18 protein-coding genes are annotated in these 20101 nt (G+C 72.0%); 4 read left to right on the forward strand and 14 right to left on the reverse strand.

Annotation, left to right across the window (positions count from 1 at the left end; genetic code table 11):
- The first annotated feature begins 15 nt into the window (after positions 1-15).
- Both OG357_RS06195 and OG357_RS06200 read left to right on the forward strand, forming a co-directional pair.
- Positions 16-1839 (forward strand): ABC transporter ATP-binding protein, encoded by a 1824-nt coding sequence (locus OG357_RS06195; RefSeq protein ID WP_329625499.1) that lies wholly within the window; start codon positions 16-18, stop codon positions 1837-1839.
- Positions 1836-3551 carry an ABC transporter ATP-binding protein gene (locus OG357_RS06200; RefSeq protein WP_329620174.1) on the forward strand — a complete coding sequence of 572 codons (1716 nt, stop codon included), beginning with the start codon at positions 1836-1838 and terminating at the stop codon, positions 3549-3551. Before OG357_RS06195 ends, OG357_RS06200 begins: the two co-directional genes overlap by 4 nt.
- Before the next feature lie 115 nt (positions 3552-3666).
- On the opposite strand, the gene OG357_RS06205 is transcribed toward OG357_RS06200, so the two are convergent.
- The 11 genes from OG357_RS06205 to OG357_RS06255 are packed head-to-tail and all read right to left on the reverse strand — an operon-like array spanning position 3667 to position 13704.
- On the reverse strand, positions 3667-4683 hold the full coding sequence (locus OG357_RS06205) for an aromatic ring-hydroxylating dioxygenase subunit alpha (protein ID WP_329620175.1): 1017 nt from the start codon (positions 4681-4683) through the stop codon (positions 3667-3669).
- A 1-nt stretch (position 4684) separates the two neighbouring features.
- A complete protein-coding gene (locus tag OG357_RS06210; RefSeq protein WP_329620176.1) occupies positions 4685-4909 on the reverse strand; it encodes a recombinase-like helix-turn-helix domain-containing protein in 225 nt (74 codons plus the stop codon).
- A 29-nt stretch (positions 4910-4938) separates the two neighbouring features.
- Positions 4939-5874: a PDR/VanB family oxidoreductase gene (locus tag OG357_RS06215; RefSeq protein WP_329620177.1), complete on the reverse strand. Its 936-nt coding sequence runs from the start codon at positions 5872-5874 to the stop codon at positions 4939-4941.
- Between the two features lie 55 nt (positions 5875-5929).
- Positions 5930-7564: a thiamine pyrophosphate-binding protein gene (locus tag OG357_RS06220; RefSeq protein ID WP_329620178.1), complete on the reverse strand. Its 1635-nt coding sequence runs from the start codon at positions 7562-7564 to the stop codon at positions 5930-5932.
- Between the two features lie 9 nt (positions 7565-7573).
- Positions 7574-8362 carry an SDR family oxidoreductase gene (locus OG357_RS06225; protein ID WP_329620179.1) on the reverse strand — a complete coding sequence of 263 codons (789 nt, stop codon included), beginning with the start codon at positions 8360-8362 and terminating at the stop codon, positions 7574-7576.
- A 19-nt stretch (positions 8363-8381) separates the two neighbouring features.
- Positions 8382-9122 (reverse strand): SDR family oxidoreductase, encoded by a 741-nt coding sequence (locus OG357_RS06230; RefSeq protein WP_329620180.1) that lies wholly within the window; start codon positions 9120-9122, stop codon positions 8382-8384.
- Positions 9115-9636 (reverse strand): cupin domain-containing protein, encoded by a 522-nt coding sequence (locus tag OG357_RS06235; protein WP_329620181.1) that lies wholly within the window; start codon positions 9634-9636, stop codon positions 9115-9117. Before OG357_RS06235 ends, OG357_RS06230 begins: the two co-directional genes overlap by 8 nt.
- Positions 9627-10454: an alpha/beta fold hydrolase gene (locus tag OG357_RS06240; protein ID WP_329620182.1), complete on the reverse strand. Its 828-nt coding sequence runs from the start codon at positions 10452-10454 to the stop codon at positions 9627-9629. The genes OG357_RS06235 and OG357_RS06240 overlap by 10 nt, the downstream gene beginning before the upstream one ends.
- Positions 10451-11248: an aspartate dehydrogenase domain-containing protein gene (locus tag OG357_RS06245; protein ID WP_329620183.1), complete on the reverse strand. Its 798-nt coding sequence runs from the start codon at positions 11246-11248 to the stop codon at positions 10451-10453. Before OG357_RS06245 ends, OG357_RS06240 begins: the two co-directional genes overlap by 4 nt.
- Positions 11245-12189 carry a VOC family protein gene (locus tag OG357_RS06250; protein WP_329620184.1) on the reverse strand — a complete coding sequence of 315 codons (945 nt, stop codon included), beginning with the start codon at positions 12187-12189 and terminating at the stop codon, positions 11245-11247. Before OG357_RS06250 ends, OG357_RS06245 begins: the two co-directional genes overlap by 4 nt.
- 30 nt (positions 12190-12219) lie before the next feature.
- A complete protein-coding gene (locus OG357_RS06255; protein WP_329620185.1) occupies positions 12220-13704 on the reverse strand; it encodes an aldehyde dehydrogenase in 1485 nt (494 codons plus the stop codon).
- A gap of 293 nt (positions 13705-13997) precedes the next feature.
- On the opposite strand from OG357_RS06255, the gene OG357_RS06260 reads away from it, so the two are divergent.
- Together OG357_RS06260 and OG357_RS06265 are read left to right on the forward strand one after the other, a co-directional pair.
- A complete protein-coding gene (locus OG357_RS06260) occupies positions 13998-15362 on the forward strand; it encodes an MFS transporter (RefSeq protein ID WP_329620186.1) in 1365 nt (454 codons plus the stop codon).
- 101 nt (positions 15363-15463) lie between these two features.
- Entirely contained in the window at positions 15464-16003 is a 540-nt protein-coding gene (locus OG357_RS06265; protein ID WP_329620187.1) for a MarR family winged helix-turn-helix transcriptional regulator, read from the forward strand.
- A gap of 26 nt (positions 16004-16029) precedes the next feature.
- Here the strand turns inward: OG357_RS06265 and OG357_RS06270 are convergent, their stop codons facing one another.
- The 3 genes from OG357_RS06270 to OG357_RS06280 are packed head-to-tail and all read right to left on the reverse strand — an operon-like array spanning position 16030 to position 20054.
- Positions 16030-16785, reverse strand: coding sequence for a thioesterase II family protein (locus OG357_RS06270; protein WP_329620188.1), 756 nt, complete (start codon positions 16783-16785; stop codon positions 16030-16032).
- Positions 16782-19439 (reverse strand): amino acid adenylation domain-containing protein, encoded by a 2658-nt coding sequence (locus OG357_RS06275; protein ID WP_329620189.1) that lies wholly within the window; start codon positions 19437-19439, stop codon positions 16782-16784. The genes OG357_RS06270 and OG357_RS06275 overlap by 4 nt, the downstream gene beginning before the upstream one ends.
- A 42-nt stretch (positions 19440-19481) precedes the next feature.
- Positions 19482-20054 carry an aspartyl/asparaginyl beta-hydroxylase domain-containing protein gene (locus OG357_RS06280; RefSeq protein ID WP_329620190.1) on the reverse strand — a complete coding sequence of 191 codons (573 nt, stop codon included), beginning with the start codon at positions 20052-20054 and terminating at the stop codon, positions 19482-19484.
- Positions 20055-20101 lie beyond the last annotated feature (47 nt).

The following is a 20101-nucleotide window of genomic DNA, read 5'->3' on the forward strand; positions in this document are numbered from 1 at the left end:
AAACCGGAGTTCGTGATGATGAAGAGCCGGGAGCAGTCCACAGCACCACCCGATGCCGATTCCGCGGCCGGGCAGAACACGGCCGGGTTGCTGCGCCCCTATTACTGGAGTTTCGCCGCCGTGGTGATCCTGCAGGTCATCGGCGCCCTCGCGGGGCTGATGCCGCTGCTGGCGGTCGTCGAACTGGGGCGCGCACTACTGGCGTCCGGCCCGATCGATCACGGTCATGTCCGGATCGTCGTGCTCGCGGGTGCCGCCGGGCTGTTCCTCAGGCTGCTGTTCACGGCCGCGTCGTCAGGCATCGGGCACATCGTCGACGGCCAGGTGCAACTGACGCTCCGCCGGCAACTGGCCGCGCGGCTGGGGCGCGCACCGATCGGCTGGTTCTTCCGGCGCCGGACCGGCGAGCTGGCCAAGGTGGTGGGGGACGACGTCAGCGCCGTCCACCCGTTCATCGCCCACACCCCCGGCGAGCTCGTCTCCGCCTTCGTGGTTCCGCTGACGTCGCTGATCTACCTGTTCACCGTCGACTGGCGGCTCACGCTGATCACGCTGCTACCGGTCGTGCTGGCGGTGGCGCTCGTTCCCCTGATGATGACCCCGACCCGACTGCGCGAGCAGGAGGAGTTCGACGCCGCCATGGGGCGGATCTCGAGTTCCGTCGTCGAGTTCGTCCAGGGCATCGCCGTGGTCAAGGCGTTCGGCGCGTCCGGGCGCGCCCACCGCAGGTTTCTCACGGCGGTGGACGGTTTCGTCAGCAGCTTCCTCCGGATGGTGCGCGGTCTCGCCGGGATCGCCGCCGGAATGCAGGTGGCGCTGTCGCCGCCGTTCGTCCTGCTCGTCGTCCTGATCGGCGGTACGGCTCTGATCACCACCGGCGGCATGGCTCCGGCCGACCTGTTGCCCTTCCTGCTGCTCGGGCTGGGCCTGACCGCACCCGTGGCGGCCCTCGGCCACGGCTTCGACGACATCCAGGCCGCCCGGCGCGCGGTCGGCCGGATCCGGGACGTACTCGCGGTGCCGTCGCTACCGGAGCCCGCGCACCCGGTCGCACCACGGGGTCACCGGGTGGAACTGCGCGATGTCCGATTCGGGTACGAACCCGATCACGAGGTCCTGCGCGGGATCGATCTGGTGCTCGAACCGGGGACCACCACCGCGATCGTCGGTCCGTCCGGAAGCGGAAAGTCCACGCTGGTCCAGCTGTTGCCGCGGTTCTTCGACCCGACCCACGGTTCCGTCGTCCTCGGCGGTGTCGACCTGCGTGAGCTCGGCAGCCGACAGCTCTACCGGACGGTCTCCTTCGTCTTCCAGGACGTCCGCCTGCTGCGCGCGTCGATCGCGGACAACATCGCGCTGGCGGTACCGCACGCCGGCCTCGACGACGTGGTGCGCGCAGCCCGGCTGGCGAACATCCACGAGCGCATTCTCGAACTGCCCCGCGGATACGAGTCGGTGATCGGTGAGGACGCCGGCCTGTCGGGTGGCGAGGCGCAACGCATCGCGCTCGCACGCGCCCTGATCGGCGACGCGCCCGTTCTCGTACTCGACGAGGCGACCGCCTTCGCGGACCCGCAGACCGAACAGGCGGTTCGCCGGGCACTGGCGACGCTGGAGGGTGACCGGACGATCCTGGTCATCGCCCATCGCCTGGAGACGATCGCCGACGCCGACACCGTCGTGATGCTGGACAACGGGTCGATCATCGAACGCGGCACGCCGTCCGAACTGCTGGCACAGCAAGGAAAGTTCGCCACGTTCTGGCAATCCCAACGGTCGGCGCTCGCCGACCGGACCGACACCCACGGTGACGTACCGCAGGGAGGCGAGCCCCGATGATTCGCATGCTGCTGCGCGTGCTGGGCCACGAGTACGGCCGGCCGGTGCGTCGCACCGTGGCCCTGATGACGACGACCGCGGTGGTCGAAGGTCTGTCCTGCGCACTGCTGGTTCCCGTACTGCGTGCGCTGTTCGGGAGCACGCCTGAAGACGCGTGGCCCTGGCTGATCGCGTTCGGGGCCGCGGTCGCGGTCTACGCGGCACTGCGCTACGTCAGCGACCGGTCCGGTTTCCTTGCCGGGACCACGCTGTTGCGCGGGACGTACCACCGTCTCGGCGATCACCTGGCCCGACTGCCCGTCGGCTGGTACGACGCGAGCCGCCTCGGAGAGGTGTCCGTCCTGGCCGGCCGCGGCGTCCTCCAGGCGATGGGTGTGATCGCGCATCTGCTGGCCCCGTTCATCTCCGCCTGTGTGACCCCCCTGACGATCGTCGTCGTGATGCCGGCCTTCAACTGGCAGATGGGTCTGGCCGCGTTGGCCGCCGTACCGATCGTGGCGGCGATCCAGATCCGGACGGGCCGCTCGATGGCCGCCACCGACGCGGAGCGCCACGAACGCGACCACGAGGCCACCGGGCGGGTCATCGAATACCTCCAGGCCCAGCCGGTGCTGCGGGCCGGCGGCCGGACCGTCGAACGCTTCCGGGTACTCGACGACTCCCTGCGGGACGTCGAGCACGCGTCCCGCCGTTCCACACGCTCGGCGCTGCCCGGCGTAGTGGGTTCGACGCTCGCGGTACAGACGGCGTTCACCGTCGTGCTGGCCCTGGGCGCCTACCTCGCGCTCGGCGGAAGCATCGGTACGGCGGAGGTCCTGGCGATCCTGGTGCTGGCCGCCCGGTGCGCGGATCCGCTGCTGTCGCTGGCGGACATCGGTGGCCAGATCCGCGGCGCACGGTACGAACTGGCGAGGCTCGACACGGTCTTGCGCACCGAGCCGCTGCCGGAAGCCGACGAACCGGTCCAGCCGGTCCGCCATGACCTGGAGTTCGCATCCGTCGCCTTCCGGCACGGCGACCGCACAGTGATCGACGACCTGTCGTTGTCCTTGCCGCAGGGACAACGACTCGCCGTGGTCGGACCCTCGGGTTCCGGCAAGAGCACGTTGCTGCAGTTGCTCGCGCGGTTCTCCGACGTGGACGCGGGCGCGGTGCGTGTGGGAGGTGTCGACGTACGGGCGATCGACTCCGAGGTGCTGATGGCGCAGATCGCCATCGTCTTCCAGGACGTCTACCTCTTCGACGGCACGATCGAGGAGAACGTACGTCTCGGCCGCCCCGACGCCGACGAGGCCGAGGTGCGGGCGGCGGCGACGGCGGCGCGACTGGACGAGGTGATCGAGCGGCTGCCCGACGGATGGTCGACGCCTGTCGGCGAGGGCGGCGCGAGGCTGTCGGGTGGTGAACGCCAACGCGTCTCGATCGCGCGGGCGCTGCTGAAGAACGCGCCCATCGTGCTCCTGGACGAGGTGACCTCCGCACTCGACCCGGTGAACGAGGCAGCCGTCCATGAGGGCATCGAACGCCTGATGGCCGGGCGGACGGTGGTGATGGTCGCGCATCGGATGCGGACCGTCCGGCGCGCCGATCGCGTCGTCTTCCTGGACCGCGGCCGGATCGTGGAGGAAGGCAGCCACGACGCACTCCTGCGCCACGGCGGCCGCTACGCCGACTTCTGGAATCTCTCCCTGGCACCGGCGGCGACCGACTGAGCCGGCAACGCTGCCCGCTCCTCTGCTGCGGGACAGCTGCCTGAACGACATCGCCGGCCTGCTGTGGGGACAGCAGGCCGGCGACGGCTTGGACAAGCTCGTCAGCGACACACTCTCAAGCCCCGGCAGAGGACTGCGCCTCGGCCTCCGCCCGGTAGAGCCGGCGCAGCCGGACCACGCCGAGGTCGTGCTGGTAGAGGTTCTCCCGCTGGTCGGCGTCGGCGGGCATGGCCTCCAACATCACGCGGTCCTGCTCCAGAACCTCCCAGTGCCGCTCCTCGATCAGCGTCTTGTACAGGAAGCGCCAGGACGCGCGCTGCCAGTCCTCGACGCGGCGGTAGCGCCAGAAGAAGACGCCGGAGCGCTGCTCGTCGACGGGGCAGACCATGCCCACGATGCCGAACGGTCCGCCCGGACCGGCCGACGGCGGGTACGGGATGGACAGGTCGACCCAGTCGACGCCCGTACGGCACAGCTCGACCCAGTCGAAGTTGACGCCCCGCTGGTCGGTCTTCTCGAAGAAGTAGCCGCGGTCGGTCTCCCGGATGCGGAACTTGGCGGTCGTGTCGCCGGCGAACATGGTGTGCGACTCGTGGTGGAGGAAGGCGCCGTGCATGGGGTCGAGGAGGTTCTCCACCGCGTACCGCCAGGGCACCTCCCACTCGGCGTAGCAGAGGAACGCGTCCACCGCGGGGTCCGTCAGCGGATCGGGGAGCGTCAGCTCGGCCGGCTCCGGGTGCTCCTCGTCGCCGAACCAGGCGAGGACCGCACCGCCGACCTCGCGCACGGGCAGCGAGGTGACCAGCTTCTTGCCCTCCAGGTTGCAGCCGGGCAGTCCGGGCACCGAGGTCACCGTGCCGTCGGTGCCGACCTCGACGCCGTGGTACCAGCAGGCCACTCGGTCGCCGAGGTGCCTGCCGAGCGACAGGGGGGCTCCGCGGTGCGGGCAGCGGTCGGCGAGCATGGAGAGCGTTCCGTCGGAGCGGCGGAACAGCAGCCACTGCTCGCCGAGTGCGGTCACCTTGCGCATCGCGCCGGGGGCGACGAAGCGCGAGGGGACGACGGGATGCCACTGGTTGCGCAGACCGGTGGCGTAGATGCGGTCCGCGGTGGCGGTGGACGACAGCGTCATGTCAGTCTCCCAGTCGGTTCATCTCGGCGCGGAAGGACTCCTCGGTCCACGGCGTGCCGTCCGCGGTGTGCACCGCGCGGGCGTTGAGCCCGCGCACCACGTCGGCCAGCTCGTGGCCCTCCTGTGCGAAGACCTGTTCGAGGGTGGCGGCGAGCCTGTACTCGTAGGGCGTGGGCTCGTGCGTACGGGACTGATGGACGTCCAGGTACGGCCAGGTGTCGGTCACGTTCTCTCCTGAGAAGGCGGGGGAAGGGTTCACAGATCGAGGACGAGCCGGCCGGAGGCGCACCGCGAGACGCAGATCATCATGGTGGCGCCGGCGGACTGCTCCGCCTCGCTGAGCAGGAAGTCGCGGTGGTCGGGCGTGCCGTCGAGCACCCTGGTCTCGCAGGACCCGCAGATGCCGTCGCGGCAGGAGCTGTTGACGCTCAGCCCGGCGCTCTCCGCGGCGTCGAGGATCGACGTGTCGGCGCCGACCCGGAGCGTCAGGCCCGAGGTGCGGCACTCGACCTCGAACTCCTCGTCGGCTCCGTCGCGTTCCACGGCGGGGGCGGCGAACCGTTCCAGGCGCAGGCGGCCTTCCGGGCAGCGTTCCTCCACGGCCGCGAGGAGGGGTTCGGGTCCGCACGAGTAGACGAGCGCGCCGTCGGGCAGCCGCGCGAGCACCGCGTCCAGGTCGATGTGGCCCAGCTCGTCCTGCGGGACGAGCATCACATCGCCTTCGAGCAGGGCGAGTTCGGCGGTGAAGCCCATCGAGTCCCGGCTCCTCCCGCCGTAGACCATGCGCCATTCGGCGCCCCGGCGGGCGGCCTCACGGGCCATCGCGAGGAGGGGGGTGATCCCGATGCCGCCGGCGACGAAGACGTACGAGCCGGCGTCCTCCAGGGCGAAGTGGTTGCGCGGTTCGGAGACCGTGACGGACTGGCCGGGGCGGAGTTCGGTGTGCACGAATCGTGAACCGCCGCGCGAGGAGGGTTCGTTGAGGACGCCGATCCGGTACGTGCTCTGGTCGTGCGGGTCGCCGCACAGGCTGTACTGGCGGATCCGGCCGCCGACGTGCACGTCGATGTGGGCGCCGGGTGTCCAGGCGGGCAGGGGTTTGCCGTCGGGGTGGGTCAGCGCGACGGACAGTACGCCCTCGGCCTCCCATGTCATGCGGTGGACGATCAGGTGCAGGGGGTTCTCGCTCATGGCCTGGTGCCTCCTTACCGGCGATCGGGCAGTGCGGGTGCGGGTCGGGACCGGATTACCGGCCGGGGATCCTCACGGGTGGGGTGAACGGGTTCTTCATCGGGCCCAGGGCCGCGAGGTCGACCTCGACGAGCGTCGGCCCGTCCGAGGCGACCGCCTCGCCGATGACCGGTGCCGCGTGCTCCTCGGCGGCGATCCGCAGGTACGGCAGACCGCAGGCACGGGCGAGGAGTTCGAAGTCGGGAGTGACCAGGTCGACGCCGGAGCGGCGCTCGCTGTGGCGGTCCTGCATGTTGCGCAGCACGCCGTATCCGCCGTCGTTGAAGACGATCAGGGTGAGCCGTGGGCGCTCCTGGGCCAGGGTGAGCAGTTCGCCCAGGTGCACCGCGAGTCCGCCGTCGCCGGCGAGGACGACGGTGGGTGCGTCGGGCCGGGCGAGTGCCGCGCCGATCCCCATGCCGAGGCCCTGACCGATGCCGCCGCCCCGGGGGAAGACGTTGTCCCGTGGGTCGTACATCTCCAGGAGGCGATTGCCCCAGCTGCTGGAGGGGATGGTCACGTCACGGGCGACGACGGCCTCGCGCGGCAGCGCGGCGCGGATCGCGTCGCAGATCGCGGCCTGCGGGCCGATGGCGTCGTGGAGATGGGCGCGCACCTCGGAGCGCACGGCGCGGACGCGTTCGCTCCAGCCGTCCTCGGCGGGCGTGGCGTGCCCGGTCAGGGCCGCCAGGGTGGGCGCGGCATCGCCGTGCAGGGGGTGCGCGACCGGGTAGACCCGGCCGAGCGCCGCCGCGTCGACGTCGATCTGTATGTGCGCCGCGGGCAGGTCCAGCGTGTAGTCGGCGGTCTCGTTGGACCGGAAGTGGGTGCCGATGGTGAGCAGCACGTCCGCGTCGGCGAGCAGGGCCCGCGCGGCGGGGGTGGTGGCGAAGTTGCCGATGACCTGTTCGTGGTCCTCGGGCACAGTGCCGCGCCCGGAGTTGGAGGTGAGCAGTCCCGCTCCGGTCGCCTCCAGGAGGCGGGCGAGTTCGGGGCGGGCCCCGGTCGCGCCGCCGCCGGCCCAGACGAGCGGGCGGCGGGCGGAGGCCAACAGCTCCCCTGCGGCGGCCAGTTCACCGTCCGTGGGGGCCGGCACGGCGGGGAAGACGGGTACGGCGGGACCGTCGGTCTGGGGCGCGTACTGAAGGTCGATCGGCCACTCCACGCTCACCGGTCCGCCGGGTCCGGCCGGCCCGCCGAGCGACGCCCGCGCCGCCTCGCGCAGGATGCGGCCCGCCCCTTCGGTGTCCGTCACGGTCGCCGCGTGGGCCGACACGGCGGTGAGCATGCCGAGCTGGTCCTTGGTCTCGTGGATGAATCCCCGTCCGCTGCCGAGGAATTCGCTCTCCACCTGACCGGTGACGTGCAGCACGGAGCTGCCGGCGCTCAGCGACTCGATCAGCGATCCGGCGGCGTTGCCCGCGCCGGTTCCGGTGGAGGTCAGGGCGCAGCCGATGGAGCCGCGGGCGCGTCCGTAGGCGTCGGCGGCGTTCACGGCGGACGCCTCGTGGCGCACGGGAACGAAGCGCAGGTCGCGGTCGACGGCCTCGACGAGCGGCAGGTTGTGCACGCTGACGATGCCGAAGACGGTGTCGATGCCCAGTTCACGCAGGATGGCGACGAGGAGATCGCCTCCGTTGTCGTAACGCATGGTGTCTCCTCAGAGGATGGAGCGGCCGACGCCGCCGCACACGTCGATGCTGGTGCCGGTGATGTAGGAGGCGCGGGGCGAGAGCAGGGTGACGACCGCGTACGCGACCTCCTCGGCCCGGCCGAGGCGGCCGAGGGCGATGCCCCGGTCGGCGGCCAGCTCCGCCTGCCAGTCCTCGTAGCTCGTGCCGGTGGTGGCCGCGGCGTGGCGGCGGGTCCACTGGCCGGTGTCGATGAGACCCAGGCACACGGAGTTGACCCGGATGCCGTCGCCGGCGAGTTCGGCCGACAGGGACTTGGAGAGGTTGAGGATGCCGGCGCGGGCGGCGCTGGTGGTGATCAGGCGGGGTTCGGGCTGCTTGGCGAGGACCGCGTTGATGTTGACGACGCTCGCCGCTCCGGAGCGGGCGAGGAACGGGCGCGCGGCGCGCAGGGGGTTCAGCACCCCGGCGAACTTGAGCTCCAGTTCGTCGCGCCAGTCCTCGGCCGTCGAGTCGTCGAGCCCCTTCATGCGGGACTGCCCGGCGTTGTTGACGAGCCCGTCGACGCCGCCGAGCGTGTCGGCGGCGCCGCGTACGAAGCGGTCCACGGCGTCGGCGTCCCGGACGTCGCAGACGCCGGTGAGCAGGCGGTCGCGACCGGCGCCGAGCCGGGCGGCCGCCGTGGCGAGACGGTCGGCGTCACGGCCACAGGTGGCGACACGGGCTCCTTCGTCGAGCAGGGCGCGGACCGTGGCCAGGCCGACACCCGAGCTGCCGCCGGTGACCACGATCGTGCGGTCGGCGAGACCCAGATCCATAACTCGTTTCTCCTACAGGTCAGTTCATGGTGAATCCGCCGTTGACGGCGATCACCTGTCCGGTCAGATAGCGGGACTCCTCGCCGAGCAGGAAGGAGACGATCCCGATGAGGTCCTCGGGCTGCTGCGGCCGGGAGACGGCCCGGTTCGCGGCGTAGAGGTCGTGCCGCTCGGCGGGCACGGTCTCGGTCGCCTCGCCCTCGGTGAGTCCGGGGGCGATCGCGTTGACGGTGATCCCCTTGTCGCCGAGTTCGCGCGCCATGGCCCGGGTGAGGGCGATGACCGCTCCCTTGGAGGCGATGTAGTGGGCGAGACGTGGGGAGCCGTAGAGCGCGGCGTCCGAGGCGATGTTCACGATCCGGCCCGGTGCCGCGAGGAGCGGGTACAGGGCCTTCGCCACCAGCCAGGGGCCGCGGGCGTTGACCGTCATCAGCCGGTCCCACACCTCGATGTCGATGTCCTGGAACTCCTTGCCGCCCACGCCGTTGGCGAGCGCCGCGTTGTTGACCAGGCCGTACAGCGGGCCGATCTCCCGCACGGCGGCCGCCAGCGCGGCCACCGAGTCCGGGTCGGCGACGTCGCAGCGTACGAAGCGGGCGTCGATGCCCTCCTCGCGCAGCTCCGCGGCCGCGCGCTCGCCCCGCTCCCGCTCCAGTTCGGCGACGACGACCCGGAAGCCGTCCTCGCCGACCCGGCGGGCCATGGCCAGTCCCAGGCCACGGCCCGCCCCGGTGACGACGACGGCCCGCGGGTCAGTCACGGGTGACGCCGTGCATCGGCGAGTACTCGGGGTAGGTCGGCACCTGGGGCTTCTGCGTGCCGATGACGACGCAGAACAGGGCGTCGGTGTCGCCCTCGTTCTTCAGGGAGCGCGTCACGCCGGCCGGGACGACGATCATGTCGCGGTAGCCGAGGGTGCGGTACTCGGCCTCGTCCGGGCCGCGGTGGATCCCGACCTTGACCTCGCCCTCCAGGACGAAGAAGGCCTCCTCGACGTCGTGGTGGGTGTGGGCCGGGCCCTCGGCGCCGGGCGGGAGCAGCATGTTGGAGAAGGTGAAGCCGCCGGAGGGGATGATCCGGCTGTCGCTCTCGTGGTTGCCGGTGGCGCCCGAACCGACGTAGCGGATCTGGCCGCGGCGGTACTGCGGGCCGGCCTTCTCCTGGAAGGAGAGGGTGCCGAAGTCCGCCACCCGGGAGCCCTTGGTGGCGATGAGCGAGTCGGTGTACGCGGCGAGGTCGCCGCCGTTCTCGTACGCGGTGGTGGTCAGCGGCATGGGAACAGCTCCTGTTCGGGGATGCGTGCGGTGATGCGGAGGTGGGAGAGGACCCAGGCGTTGAAGCGCCCGGGCTGCTCCTGGTTGGCCAGGTGACCGGCGTCCTTGACGATCACGAAGGCGGTTTTGCGGAGGGACCCGGCGAGGACCTGACCGGTCTCGATTCCGGTGACCGTGTCCTGGTCGCCGCAGAGGACGAGCGAGGGCGCGGCGACCGAGGGCAGTTCGGCACGGAGATCGGCCGAGGCCATGGACTCGGCGGCGTACGCGTAGCCCGGCAGCCGCACCGAGGCCGCCATGGTGTCCACGACGCGCCGGACCAGTTCGTCCGGGGCGCCGGGGGACACCAGGCGTGGCCCCCGGGCCTCGGCGAAGGCCCGCGGACCGAGCTCGGCCAGCTCGGTGGCGCGGGCCCGCATGCCCGCCGCCTTCGCCGAGTCCGTACCCGAGCCGGCGCTGGAGTCGGCGACGATGACCGAGGCGACCAGGTCGGGGTGGCGGGCGGCGAGCCGCAGGGCGATCACACCGCCCCAGGAGACGCCGAGCACATGGGCGCTCCCGCCGCGCTCCCGGATCAGTCCGGCCGCCGTGTCCGCGAAGTCGTCGAGGGTGAGGGCGACTTCGGGGTCGGGGGACATGGCGTAGCCGGGGGCGTCCCAGGCGACGACCCGTGCGTGCGAGGAGAGTTCAGCGAGCTGCGGGGCGAAGGCGGCCGACGACGAGCCGATGCCGTGCAGGCACAGGAGCAGGGGCCCGTGGTCGCCGGCTTCCTCGACGTGGACCTCCGTGGAGGCGGGGGCGAGGACGTCGGCGCTCACAGGATCTGTCCCGTCCGCCCGGCGAGCGCGGCGAGGCTGCGCAGTACGGCGTACGGCACCACCTGGCTGGTTGCCGGGTTGCCCGGGTCCGGCAGGTGAGCGACCTCGAAGCGGTACGTCCCGTGCGCGCCGGCCGCCTCGACGACGTGGCGGGTGTGGTGTGCCGCGGGATCGGCGACGACCCGGACCCGCACAGCGTCCAGGTCGCCGACGGCCAGCGCGACCGAGGCGGCCACGTTCGTCGACTTCGGGAATCTGACCGGCACCTCGCGGGCCGTTCCGCTCATGACCTCGACCGGGCCGGTCGCCGTCCGCAGCCGGGCGAGCAACTCCTCGTCCATCCACGGCTGTTCGAGGGTCGACGGCAGCTTCGTGGTGGTGAGCCGGACCTCGCTCAGGGGTCCCAGGGAGCGGGCCGCCTGAAGAAGGTCGAGACCGCCGACGGCACCGCCGGTGAAGTACACCCGGCCAGGGCCCGCCGCGAGCAGTCGCTTCGCCAGCTCGTCGTCGGTCAGCGCCCCGGTGGAGGCGATCAGCAGGTCGGTGCCGGAGGCCAGTACCCGCTCGCCCCATTCCCGTACGACTCCCTGGCCCGCCGCCTCCACGATCAGGTCGCAGAGCTCCAGGGCCTCTTCGAAGGGGACCTGCGGGGCCGGGGCCGCCTCGCCGAGCGGACGGTTGTCCACGACGCACGCGAGCTCGGCGCCGCTCACGTCGCCCGCGGCGAGCGCGGTGCCGACGATCCGGCCGATCGCACCCCAGCCGACGATGCCGACCTTGCGTACGGTGCTCATACGGTGACCTCCTGGGCGTCGACGGGGGCGAGCGGGCCGGGGTCCGGCGCGCCCGCCATGTGGCAGCGGATCTCCTTCGACGGCGGACCCGCCGTCCCCCACAGGTCGGACAGGTCCGGCACCCGTCGCCAGACGCGGGCGATCCACGCGTCCTCGACGATCTGGGCGACCTCGGAGGTGTACTCGCAGACCAGTCCGGAGGGGTCGGTGAAGTAGGAGAAGGTGTTGTTCCCGGGACCGTGGCGGCCGGGTCCCCACTGGGGGGTGATGCCGTGGTGGCGGAGCCGGCCGAGGCCGCGCATGAAGTGGTCGACCGAGCTCATCTCGTACGCCACGTGGTTGAGCGAGGTCCACTCGGCCTGGTTGAAGGCGATGCAGTGGTGGTCGGCGTTGCAGCGCAGGAACGCCATCTGGTGCTCGGACCAGTCGGAGACGCGCAGGCCGAGCACCTCGCGGTAGAAGGCGACGGCGGCGTCGATGTCGACGGTGTTGAGCACGGTGTGGGTGACCCCGACCGGCACGGCGCCGTCCCGTCCGCGCGGGACGACCGCCTCGACGTGGGCGCTGATCTCGACGAGGCGCCCTTCGGGGTCGGTGAACCGCAGCCCGTATCCGCCGCCCGCCTGGTCCAGCGGCCCGGGGCCGAAGACGGGGACGAGGGAGCGCGCCTCCAGGCGCCGGGCCGCCTCGTCCACCTCGGCCGGGGATCCGACGGCGAAGGAGATCCGGCCGAGGCCGACGCGCTCGCGCTCGGTCAGCTGGAGGACGTGGTGTTCGTCGCTCGTACCGCGCAGCCAGCGCGTCCCCGTGTCGGACTCCACGGTTTCGAGGCCCCAGACGTCCTCGTAGAAGCCGGCGGCCTCGGTGAAGGCGGGGGTGTACAGCTCGACGGAGCGAAGCGAGCGGAGCCGGGCGATCGGACCTGGCGGTGTGGGGTGCATGAGTCTCTCCAGACGGGCGGGCGTGCCGGGTCAGTTGGCCCAGGGCAGGGGAAGGTCGGAGGTGCCCCAGTACAGGGACTTCTGTCGCTGGTAGGCGCGGATCGCGTCCCGGCCCTTCTCCGTGCCGAGGCCGCTGTCCTTCCATCCGCTGAACGGGGTGGACGCGCTGAACTGCTTGTACGTGTTGATCCAGACGGTGCCGGCGTCGATCCGGCGGGCGATCCGCCAGGCGGCGCGCAGGTCACGGGTCCAGATGCCGCAGGCCAGTCCGTAGACGGAGTCGTTGGCCTGGCGGACCAGGTCGTCCTCGTCGTCGTAGGGCAGGGCGACGAGGACCGGACCGAAGATCTCCTCCTGGCAGGTGCGGGAGGTGTTGGGGATGCCTTCCAGGACGGTCGGGAGGTAGTACGCGCCGTCCTGGTACCGCTCCCCCCGGGGCGCCGCGCCGCCGCACAGCACGCGCGCCCCTTCGGAGCGGGCGAGGTCGACGTAGGCGGCCACGGAGTCGCGGTGGCGGTGGTGCACCAGGGGGCCGACCTGGGTGGCCGGATCGGTGCCCGGGCCGACGCGCAGCTTGCGGACCCGCTCGACGAGCTCGCCGACGAAGGTGTCGTGGATGTCGCGTGCCACGAAGAGCCGCGAGCCGGCGATGCAGGACTGGCCGCTGGACGAGAAGATCCCGAACAGCACTCCGGCGAGGGCCTGCTCGATGTCGGCGTCGGCGCGCACGATGGTCGGCGACTTGCCGCCGAGCTCCAGCGAGGCGGGGACGAGCTTCTCACCGGCGAGCGCGGCGATGGACCGGCCGGTCTCGGTGCCTCCGGTGAATCCGATCCGGGCGACGAGGGGGTGACGTACGAGGGCGTCGCCGACGATCCTCCCGCTGCCGGGCAGCACCGAGAGGAGGGCGGTGGGCAGGCCGAACTCGTCGAGCGCCCGGGTGATCAGCCGCCCGAGGGCGAGGGAGACCAGCGGGGTCCAGGCTGCGGGCTTGAGGAGGACGGCGTTGCCTGCGGCGAGCGCGGGGGCGATCTTCTGCGCGTCGCTGGCGACCGGGGAGTTCCACGGGTTGATCGCGCCGACCACGCCGATCGGTTCGTACACGCTCATGGTGACGTACGGGCCGCGGGACGGGGTGATCGCGTTCTCGGCCGCCTCCAGGGCGGCGGCCGTATACCGGAAGGTGGCCGCCGCGCTGAGGGCGAGGGCCCGGGTCTCGGCGAGGGTCTTGCCGGTGTCGGCGGTCTGCAGGGCGGCGAGCTCGGGCGCCGCCTCTTCGGTCAGCTCGGCGATCCGGTGCAGCAGACGGGCGCGCTCGTGGGCGAGCATGTCCCGCCAGGCGGGGTCGTCCATCGCCTGCGCCGCGGCTTCGGCCGCTTCGGCGACCTCGGCGGCGGAGGCGGAGTGGACGGTGGCGAGCACGCGTCCGGTCGCCGGATCGACGGTGTCGAGGGGCTCGCCCGCACCGCGTCGCCACTGGCCCGCGATCAGGATGTCGGTGGGAAGGAGCGGCACGGGTGGACCTCCGGGCGGGCGGCGGAAGGGGAGTTGGCTCCGGGCACGGACGGAGTCCGGCGCGATCCCGTGGCCGGAATCGTCGAAGCGCTAGAAATCTAAGCGCTTAACTATTTCTCGGCAAGCCCCCGAGTCGAGATCGTTGCCGAATCGGCCTTGAGCACGACCTTCACTGTGTCGATGATGGCTACCGGGCCCGCGAGACAGAGATCTTTAGGCGCTTAACCATTGACCGCTTAGATATGTCCCCCTACTGTCTCGGCAACTCCCCTGCCCGCGGAAGGACCCCCTCCATGACGACTGTGGCCGGCAAGCAGGCCATCGGCTCGATAGCCGCGCGACTTGAACGACTTCCGCACTCCCGGTGGCACGTCAAGGTCCGGTTCCTGATCGGCGCCGTCACGTTCTTCGAGGCGTTCGACCAGCTTCTGGCCGCGTCCGCGCTGCCCGTCCTGATGAAGGAGTGGCACCTCACCACCGGACAGGCCACCCTCGCCGTGACCGCCGCCTCCATCGGGATGCTGCTCGGCGCGCTGGCGGCCGGCTGGCTGGGCGACCGGATCGGCCGTGTCCGCACCGTCGCCCTGGGCGTCGGCATCACCGGCCTCGCCAGCCTCGCCGTCGCGTTCTCCGGCAGCATCGAGACGTTCTCGCTCTTCCGGTTCGTCCAGGGACTCGGCATCGGCGGAGTCGTGCCCGTCGCCGCGACCTACATCAACGAGATCGCCCGCTCCGACAAGCGGGGCCGGTTCGTCCTGCTGTACGAGATGATCTTCCCCGCCGGACTCGCGGCGGCCACGCTGGTGGCCGTATGGGTGATCCCCCACTTCGGCTGGCGCGCGATGTTCCTCATCGGCACCGTCCCGGTGCTGCTCGCCGCCGCACTGCCCCGCCAGGTCGCCGAGTCCCCGCGCTGGCTGCTGGCCCGCGGACGCACCCAGGAGGCGGAGGAGGTCATCGCGCGCATCGAGGCGGAGGTGGCCCGTTCCACCGCCGAGCCGCTCCCCGCTCCCGCCGCGAACCTGCCCGACGAGACGTCCCGCGGCCGGCTGAGCGACCTGTTCCGGGGACGCTACCTCCGACGGACGGTGGTCCTCTCGGGTCTGTGGTTCGTCGCCTACTACGTCAACCACGGCATCTCCACCTGGCTGCCGTCGCTCTACACGAAGACGTTCGGCCTGGACCTGACCACCGCCCTCGTCTACACCCTGCTCAGCAACGTCACCGGTCTGCTCGGCACGCTCGTCGTCGCCCTCCTGATCGACCGTATCGGCCGCAGGCCCGCCTTGGCGGGCGCGCTCGTCGGCACCGTGCTCTCGCTGGGTGTGCTCGCCCTGGCCGGCGCGACCTCGGGCGGCCAGGTGGCGGTCTTCGCCTCCTGCACGACCTTCTTCCTCTACGCGGTCAACGCCGGGCTCTACCTGTACTCCCCCGAGCTGTACCCCACCTCCAACCGGGCCAGGGGCGCCGCGTTCGGTGGCGTGTGGAACCGGCTGGGCGTCATCCTCGGCCCCGTGACCGTCGGCGCGATCATCGGAGCGGGCGGCAGCCTGACCCTCGTCTTCCTGCAGCTCGCGGTGGTGGCCGCGGTGGGCGCCGCGATCGCCTGTTTCGCCGTCGAGACCAAGGGCCGGACGCTGGAGGAGCTCAACACCTGAGGCGACCGGCACGGAGCGGCCTGCCAGGCGTTTTCACCTCAGGGCTAAGATTCTCAGCGCTGCGAGAAGTCGGGGGACGACCGCCGGACGAGGGGAAGAGCATGGCTACATCGAGGCCGTCGGACCGTGACGCCGTCGCGCGGGTGATCGAGGACTGGGCGCGGGAGAGGCCGGAGCTGGACACCAGCCCGCTGGAGGTCCTCGCCCGCCTCCACCGCTCCTTCCTGCGCTACAGCACCCGGCTCACGACGTCGATCGAGCGTCACGGCCTGTCCGTGGCCGGCTTCGACGTCCTCACCGCACTGCGGCGGGCGGGACACCCTCACCGGCTGACCGCGGGGCAGCTCGCCGACTCCGGTCTGGTGTCGTCGGCCGGCGTGACCCTGCGCATCGACCGCCTGGAGAAGGACGGCCTCATCGTCCGCGAACGGGACGCCGACGACCGCCGGGTCGTCTACTCCCGCCTCACCGACAAGGGCCTCGCCACGGTGGACACCGTGTTCGCCGAGCACCTCGACAACGAGCGCCGGATGCTCGACGGCCTGTCCCCCTCCGAACGCCGGCAGCTCGCACGACTGCTGCGCAAGCTGGAGGAGTCCATCCTCGACTCCGACGACAAGCCCGCCTCCCCCACCGGGTAAGCGGCAACGGGTGCCCGTACGGAAGTTCACCAGCGCTGGCGAGGCGGCACGGCCGGCACCTCCTCGCGGAGCGCCTCCTCGATCAGGTCGAACGGCGGGTGGTCCGTCAGGTAGAAGTGGCCCCCGGGAAGCTGGTGACGCCGGAACGGACCGCGCGTCACCACGGACCAGGCGTCGGCCTCGGCGGCCGTGACGTGCTCGTCCGTGTCACCGGCGATCGCGGTGACCGGGCAGTCGAGCACGTCGGCCGCCCGGTGCTCGTACGCCTCGAACATCCGCAGGTCCCCGATGAGGTACGGGAGCACCAGCTCGCGCATCATCTTGTTGGCCATCAGTTCCGCGTCCACACCGCCCAGTTCCATGACGGCGGCCACCACGGCCTCCTCCGTGAACTCGCCGCCGTCCGGGAGCGAGGGGCGCTCGCGGTGCGGTGCCCGGCAGCCGGAGGCGAAGAGCCGCAGGACCGGGGTCCCGCGCCGCGCGAGCAGCAGGGCCGTCTCGTAGGCGATGACCGCGCCCATGCTGTGGCCGAAGAACACCAGCGGCCTGTCGTCGAGCGGACGCAGCGCCTCCGCGATGTCGGCGACCATCCCGCGCAGGTCGACGGGCGGCGGCTCGGCGATGCGCTGCGCCCGGCCCGGATACAGGACGGACTGGACCTCGAGGCCGGGGAGCGCATCGGACCAGGACCCGAAGAACTGCGCCGAACCTCCGGCGTGGGGGAAGCAGACGAGCCTGTACGGGGCCTCGGGGCGCGGGGTCCGGCAGTACAGCCAGCTCATCGCTGCGCCTGCCCGTCGTCCAGGGAGCGGGCCCGGCGGGCCCTGGCGGCCCAGGCGCGGCGCACCCGTTCCGCGCTGCCGTCGGTGCGGGCGCCGCCGGCCGGGGCCGATGCCGCGCCGGACCGGATCAGCTCCACCTGCGCCTCCACGGTGGTGCAGCGGTAGAGGTCGAGGGGGGAGGGACGGACGCCGGTCAGGCGCTCGAGGGTTGCCTGGAGCCGGACCATCATCAGGGAATGGCCGCCGAGCTCGAAGAAGTTGACCGTGGGAGGGACATCGGTCACGTTCAGGACCTCCGCCCATGCGGCGGTGACCTGGGCGAGGGTGTCCCCCGGTGCGGCGGCGGTGCTGGTCTCAGGGCCGGTCTGGTTCATCTGCTCACGCTTCTCGATCAGTTCGGCGAGCGCCTTCCGGTCCGCCTTGCCGTTGGCGGTCACGGGGAAGGCGTCCAGGACGCGGAGCTGCCCGGGCACGGCGGCCTCCGGCAGCTTGGTGGCGAGTTCCTTGCGGGTGAGGGCGGTGTCGGTGGCCTCGTCGGCCAGGACGAAGCCGACCAGGCCGGTCAGGGCGGAGTCCGGTACGACCACGGCCTCCCGGATGCCGGGGCAGGAGCGCAGGGCGGTCTCGACCGCGCCGAGCTCGACCCGGTGGCCGCGGATCTTGACCTGGTTGTCGCGGCGCCCGAGGAAGTCGAGCGTGCCGGCGTCGTTCCAGCGCACCAGGTCGCCCGTGCGGTACATCCGGGCGGAGTCGGCGGCGAACGGGTCGGCGAGGAAGGCCCGTTCGGTGCTGTCGGGCCGTCCGAAGTAGCCGCGGGAGACTCCGGCTCCGCCGATGTACAGCTCTCCGGTGACGCCTCGGGGCACCAGCCGCCGTTCGTCGTCGAGCACGTAGAGCCGGACGCCGGGCACCGGGCCGCCGATGTCCGTGGTGCGGGAGAGGTCGCTGCGCCCGTGGGTGGCCCACACGGTGGTCTCGGTCGGTCCGTACTCGTTGACGAGGGTGGTGCCGGGCAGGGCCTCCAGGTGCCAGGAGAGAAGGGCCTGGGGCAGCGCCTCGCCCGCTACGGTCACGGTCGTCAGGGACGCGAGCCGGTGGAGTCCGGCGCGTTCCGCGGCGGCGAGCACCATGCCGTAGAGCGAGGGGACGCACAGCAGGTGTGTCACCCGGTGCCGCTCGACGAGCCGGACGAGCTGGTCGGGGTCGCGGTACTCGTCCTCACCGGCGACGACAAGGCGCCCGCCGGCGGTCAGGGTGCCCCAGAGGCCGGCGGCGGAGGAGTCGAAGGCGAGCGGGGGCAGCAGCAGGAAGACGGGCGCGCCGGGGTAGACCTGGCGCCGGGCGAGGGTGGAGGCCGCCAGCTGGCCGTGCTCGACCAGCACGCCCTTGGGCGCCCCCGTGCTGCCGGAGGTGTAGATGAGGTAGGCGGGGTCCTCGGGTGCCGCGGTGGCCGGGACCGTATCCGTGTGTTCGGCTGCGCTCGCGCCTGCGTCCTCCGGTGTCCGCAGCTCCGGTGCGTCCGCTCGTACGACCGCACGGGCGAGGGATCCGGTCAGGCGCTCGGTCTGCCTTCCGGTGACCACCACGGCCGAGACGCCGGCGTCGGTGAGGACCGAGGCGACGCGTTCGTCCGGGTTGGCCGGGTCGACGGGGACATAGGCGGCGCCGGCCCGGAGGATGCCCAGGGTGGCGGCCACGGCGGCGAGGGAACGTTCCGCCAGAAGGCCGACGCGGTCGCCGCGGCCGACGCCCGCGGCGAGCAGCCGGGAGGCGATGCGCGACGCCCAGGCGTCGAGTTCGCCCCGGTCGGCCTCGTCGTCCCCGCAGACCGCCGCGGGGGCGGTCGGGTCCTCGGCCCGGAGCCGGGCCACCCGGGTGTGGACCGGCTCCCGGCCCTCCTCGGGAAGCTCCTGTCCCCGGCCGAGCGCAAGGAGCTCCTCGCGCGCGGACGCGTCGAGCAGGACGAGCTCGCGCAGCACGAGTTCACGCGGCGGCGTGCCCGACCCGGGCTCCTCGGTCAGCGCGGTGAGCGCCGCCCGCAGATGCGTGAGGAAGCCCGTCAGTTGTTCGGGTGTGTAGCGCTCCGCCGGGAAGGCGGCGGTCAGTTCGGCGCCGCCGTCGTCCGTGTGGAGCAGGGCGAAGTGGACGTCCCCGGCGGCGGACGGCGCAAGCGGAGGCGTCGCCGGGCCCTGGACTCCGTAGGTGAACTCCAGGGGTACGGCCGGCACCTGCCCCGGCGTCAGGGCGAGGTCCCGGGAGCGCCCGAGCGCCGCGTGGGCGGTGGCGAACAGCTCGGCGGGCGCCATGTCCTCCCGTACGTCGAGCAGAACCGGCACGTCGGCGTCGGAGGTGGCGATCACCTGCCGGTACACGGCAGTGTGGCGGACGAGCGTCAGAGCGAGTGCGGAGAGACCGACCGTGAGGGGGTTCACTCCGTGCCGGTGGGCCGTCCGGCCGACCGCCGCGCGAAGGGAGGCGTCCAGTGTCAGCCGGACCCGGGCCGCGGGGCCGGCGGGGACCGGGCGGTCCCCGCCGAGTCCGAGCGGGCGCTCGGGGAGAGCGGCGCGGACCTGTTCGGTCCACTGCCGGAACTCCTCTCCCCCGGCGCTGTCCCGCGCGGCCGTTGCGGCCGTCTCGGCGGGCCGTGATGACATGGGTACTCCTTCGGTGGCGGTCGGCACGGAGGGCTGGGGACGTCAGTCGGCCAGCGTCATCGTCAGGTGGACGCGGTCCGAGCCGCCCGCGTTGTAGGCGGAGTGGTGGAGCTTGGTGTTGAGGATGTGGATCCGGCCGTCCGTGGGCACGTGGTAGGTGTGGCCGGTACGGAAGAGCAGCCGGCAGTCCTCGTTGGTCTGGATCGACATATGGGCGACCCGGGAGTGGTCGGTGTGCATGTGGTAGATCTCGCCCGGGTGCAGGGTGACGAGGCGCATGCGGCCGGGGCGGAACGGCAGGCTCTTGTAGATCTCGTGGAAGTACGTGTCCTCGAGTTCCTCGTTGAAGACGGAGAACTCCGCCTCCTCGAAGTTCTTCTCGCCGGTCTCCTGGTCGTACTGGCCGTTGCCGGCGTCCCGCCACGGGTCCTCGGCGCCGACCCGGTGCGTCAGGCCGAGGCGGCGCAGCCGGTCCTCCTCCTTGCCGGACGCGGGCATCGGCACGCGCTCGATGTACTGCTGGTAGGCCTTGGCCAGCTCCTCGTGATCGAACTGGAGCCCGGGGACGAGTTCGAGCAGCTCGGGACCGACCGTGGTGAGGGTCTCGACCGACATGGAGATCTCCTGTGCCTGTGTGAGTGGTGTTGTGGAAGGGGTGTGCG

The organism is Streptomyces sp. NBC_01255 (genome assembly GCF_036226445.1).
In the GTDB taxonomy this organism is placed as follows: Bacteria; Actinomycetota; Actinomycetes; order Streptomycetales; family Streptomycetaceae; genus Streptomyces.

Bases quoted from the DNA above. Each gene is read 5' to 3' on its own strand.
- OG357_RS06245 (WP_329620183.1), bottom strand. From the start codon at position 11,248: ATGAGCACCGTACGCAAGGTCGGCATCGTCGGCTGGGGTGCGATCGGC.
- OG357_RS06220 (WP_329620178.1), bottom strand. From the start codon at position 7,564: ATGCGTTACGACAACGGAGGCGATCTCCTCGTCGCCATCCTGCGTGAA.
- OG357_RS06250 (WP_329620184.1), bottom strand. From the start codon at position 12,189: ATGCACCCCACACCGCCAGGTCCGATCGCCCGGCTCCGCTCGCTTCGC.
- OG357_RS06265 (WP_329620187.1), top strand. From the start codon at position 15,464: ATGGCTACATCGAGGCCGTCGGACCGTGACGCCGTCGCGCGGGTGATC.
- OG357_RS06260 (WP_329620186.1), top strand. From the start codon at position 13,998: ATGACGACTGTGGCCGGCAAGCAGGCCATCGGCTCGATAGCCGCGCGA.
- OG357_RS06215 (WP_329620177.1), bottom strand. From the start codon at position 5,874: ATGAGCGAGAACCCCCTGCACCTGATCGTCCACCGCATGACATGGGAG.
- OG357_RS06195 (WP_329625499.1), top strand. From the start codon at position 16: ATGATGAAGAGCCGGGAGCAGTCCACAGCACCACCCGATGCCGATTCC.
- OG357_RS06270 (WP_329620188.1), bottom strand. From the start codon at position 16,785: ATGAGCTGGCTGTACTGCCGGACCCCGCGCCCCGAGGCCCCGTACAGG.
- OG357_RS06275 (WP_329620189.1), bottom strand. From the start codon at position 19,439: ATGTCATCACGGCCCGCCGAGACGGCCGCAACGGCCGCGCGGGACAGC.
- OG357_RS06205 (WP_329620175.1), bottom strand. From the start codon at position 4,683: ATGACGCTGTCGTCCACCGCCACCGCGGACCGCATCTACGCCACCGGT.
- OG357_RS06280 (WP_329620190.1), bottom strand. From the start codon at position 20,054: ATGTCGGTCGAGACCCTCACCACGGTCGGTCCCGAGCTGCTCGAACTC.
- OG357_RS06200 (WP_329620174.1), top strand. From the start codon at position 1,836: ATGATTCGCATGCTGCTGCGCGTGCTGGGCCACGAGTACGGCCGGCCG.
- OG357_RS06225 (WP_329620179.1), bottom strand. From the start codon at position 8,362: ATGGATCTGGGTCTCGCCGACCGCACGATCGTGGTCACCGGCGGCAGC.
- OG357_RS06235 (WP_329620181.1), bottom strand. From the start codon at position 9,636: ATGCCGCTGACCACCACCGCGTACGAGAACGGCGGCGACCTCGCCGCG.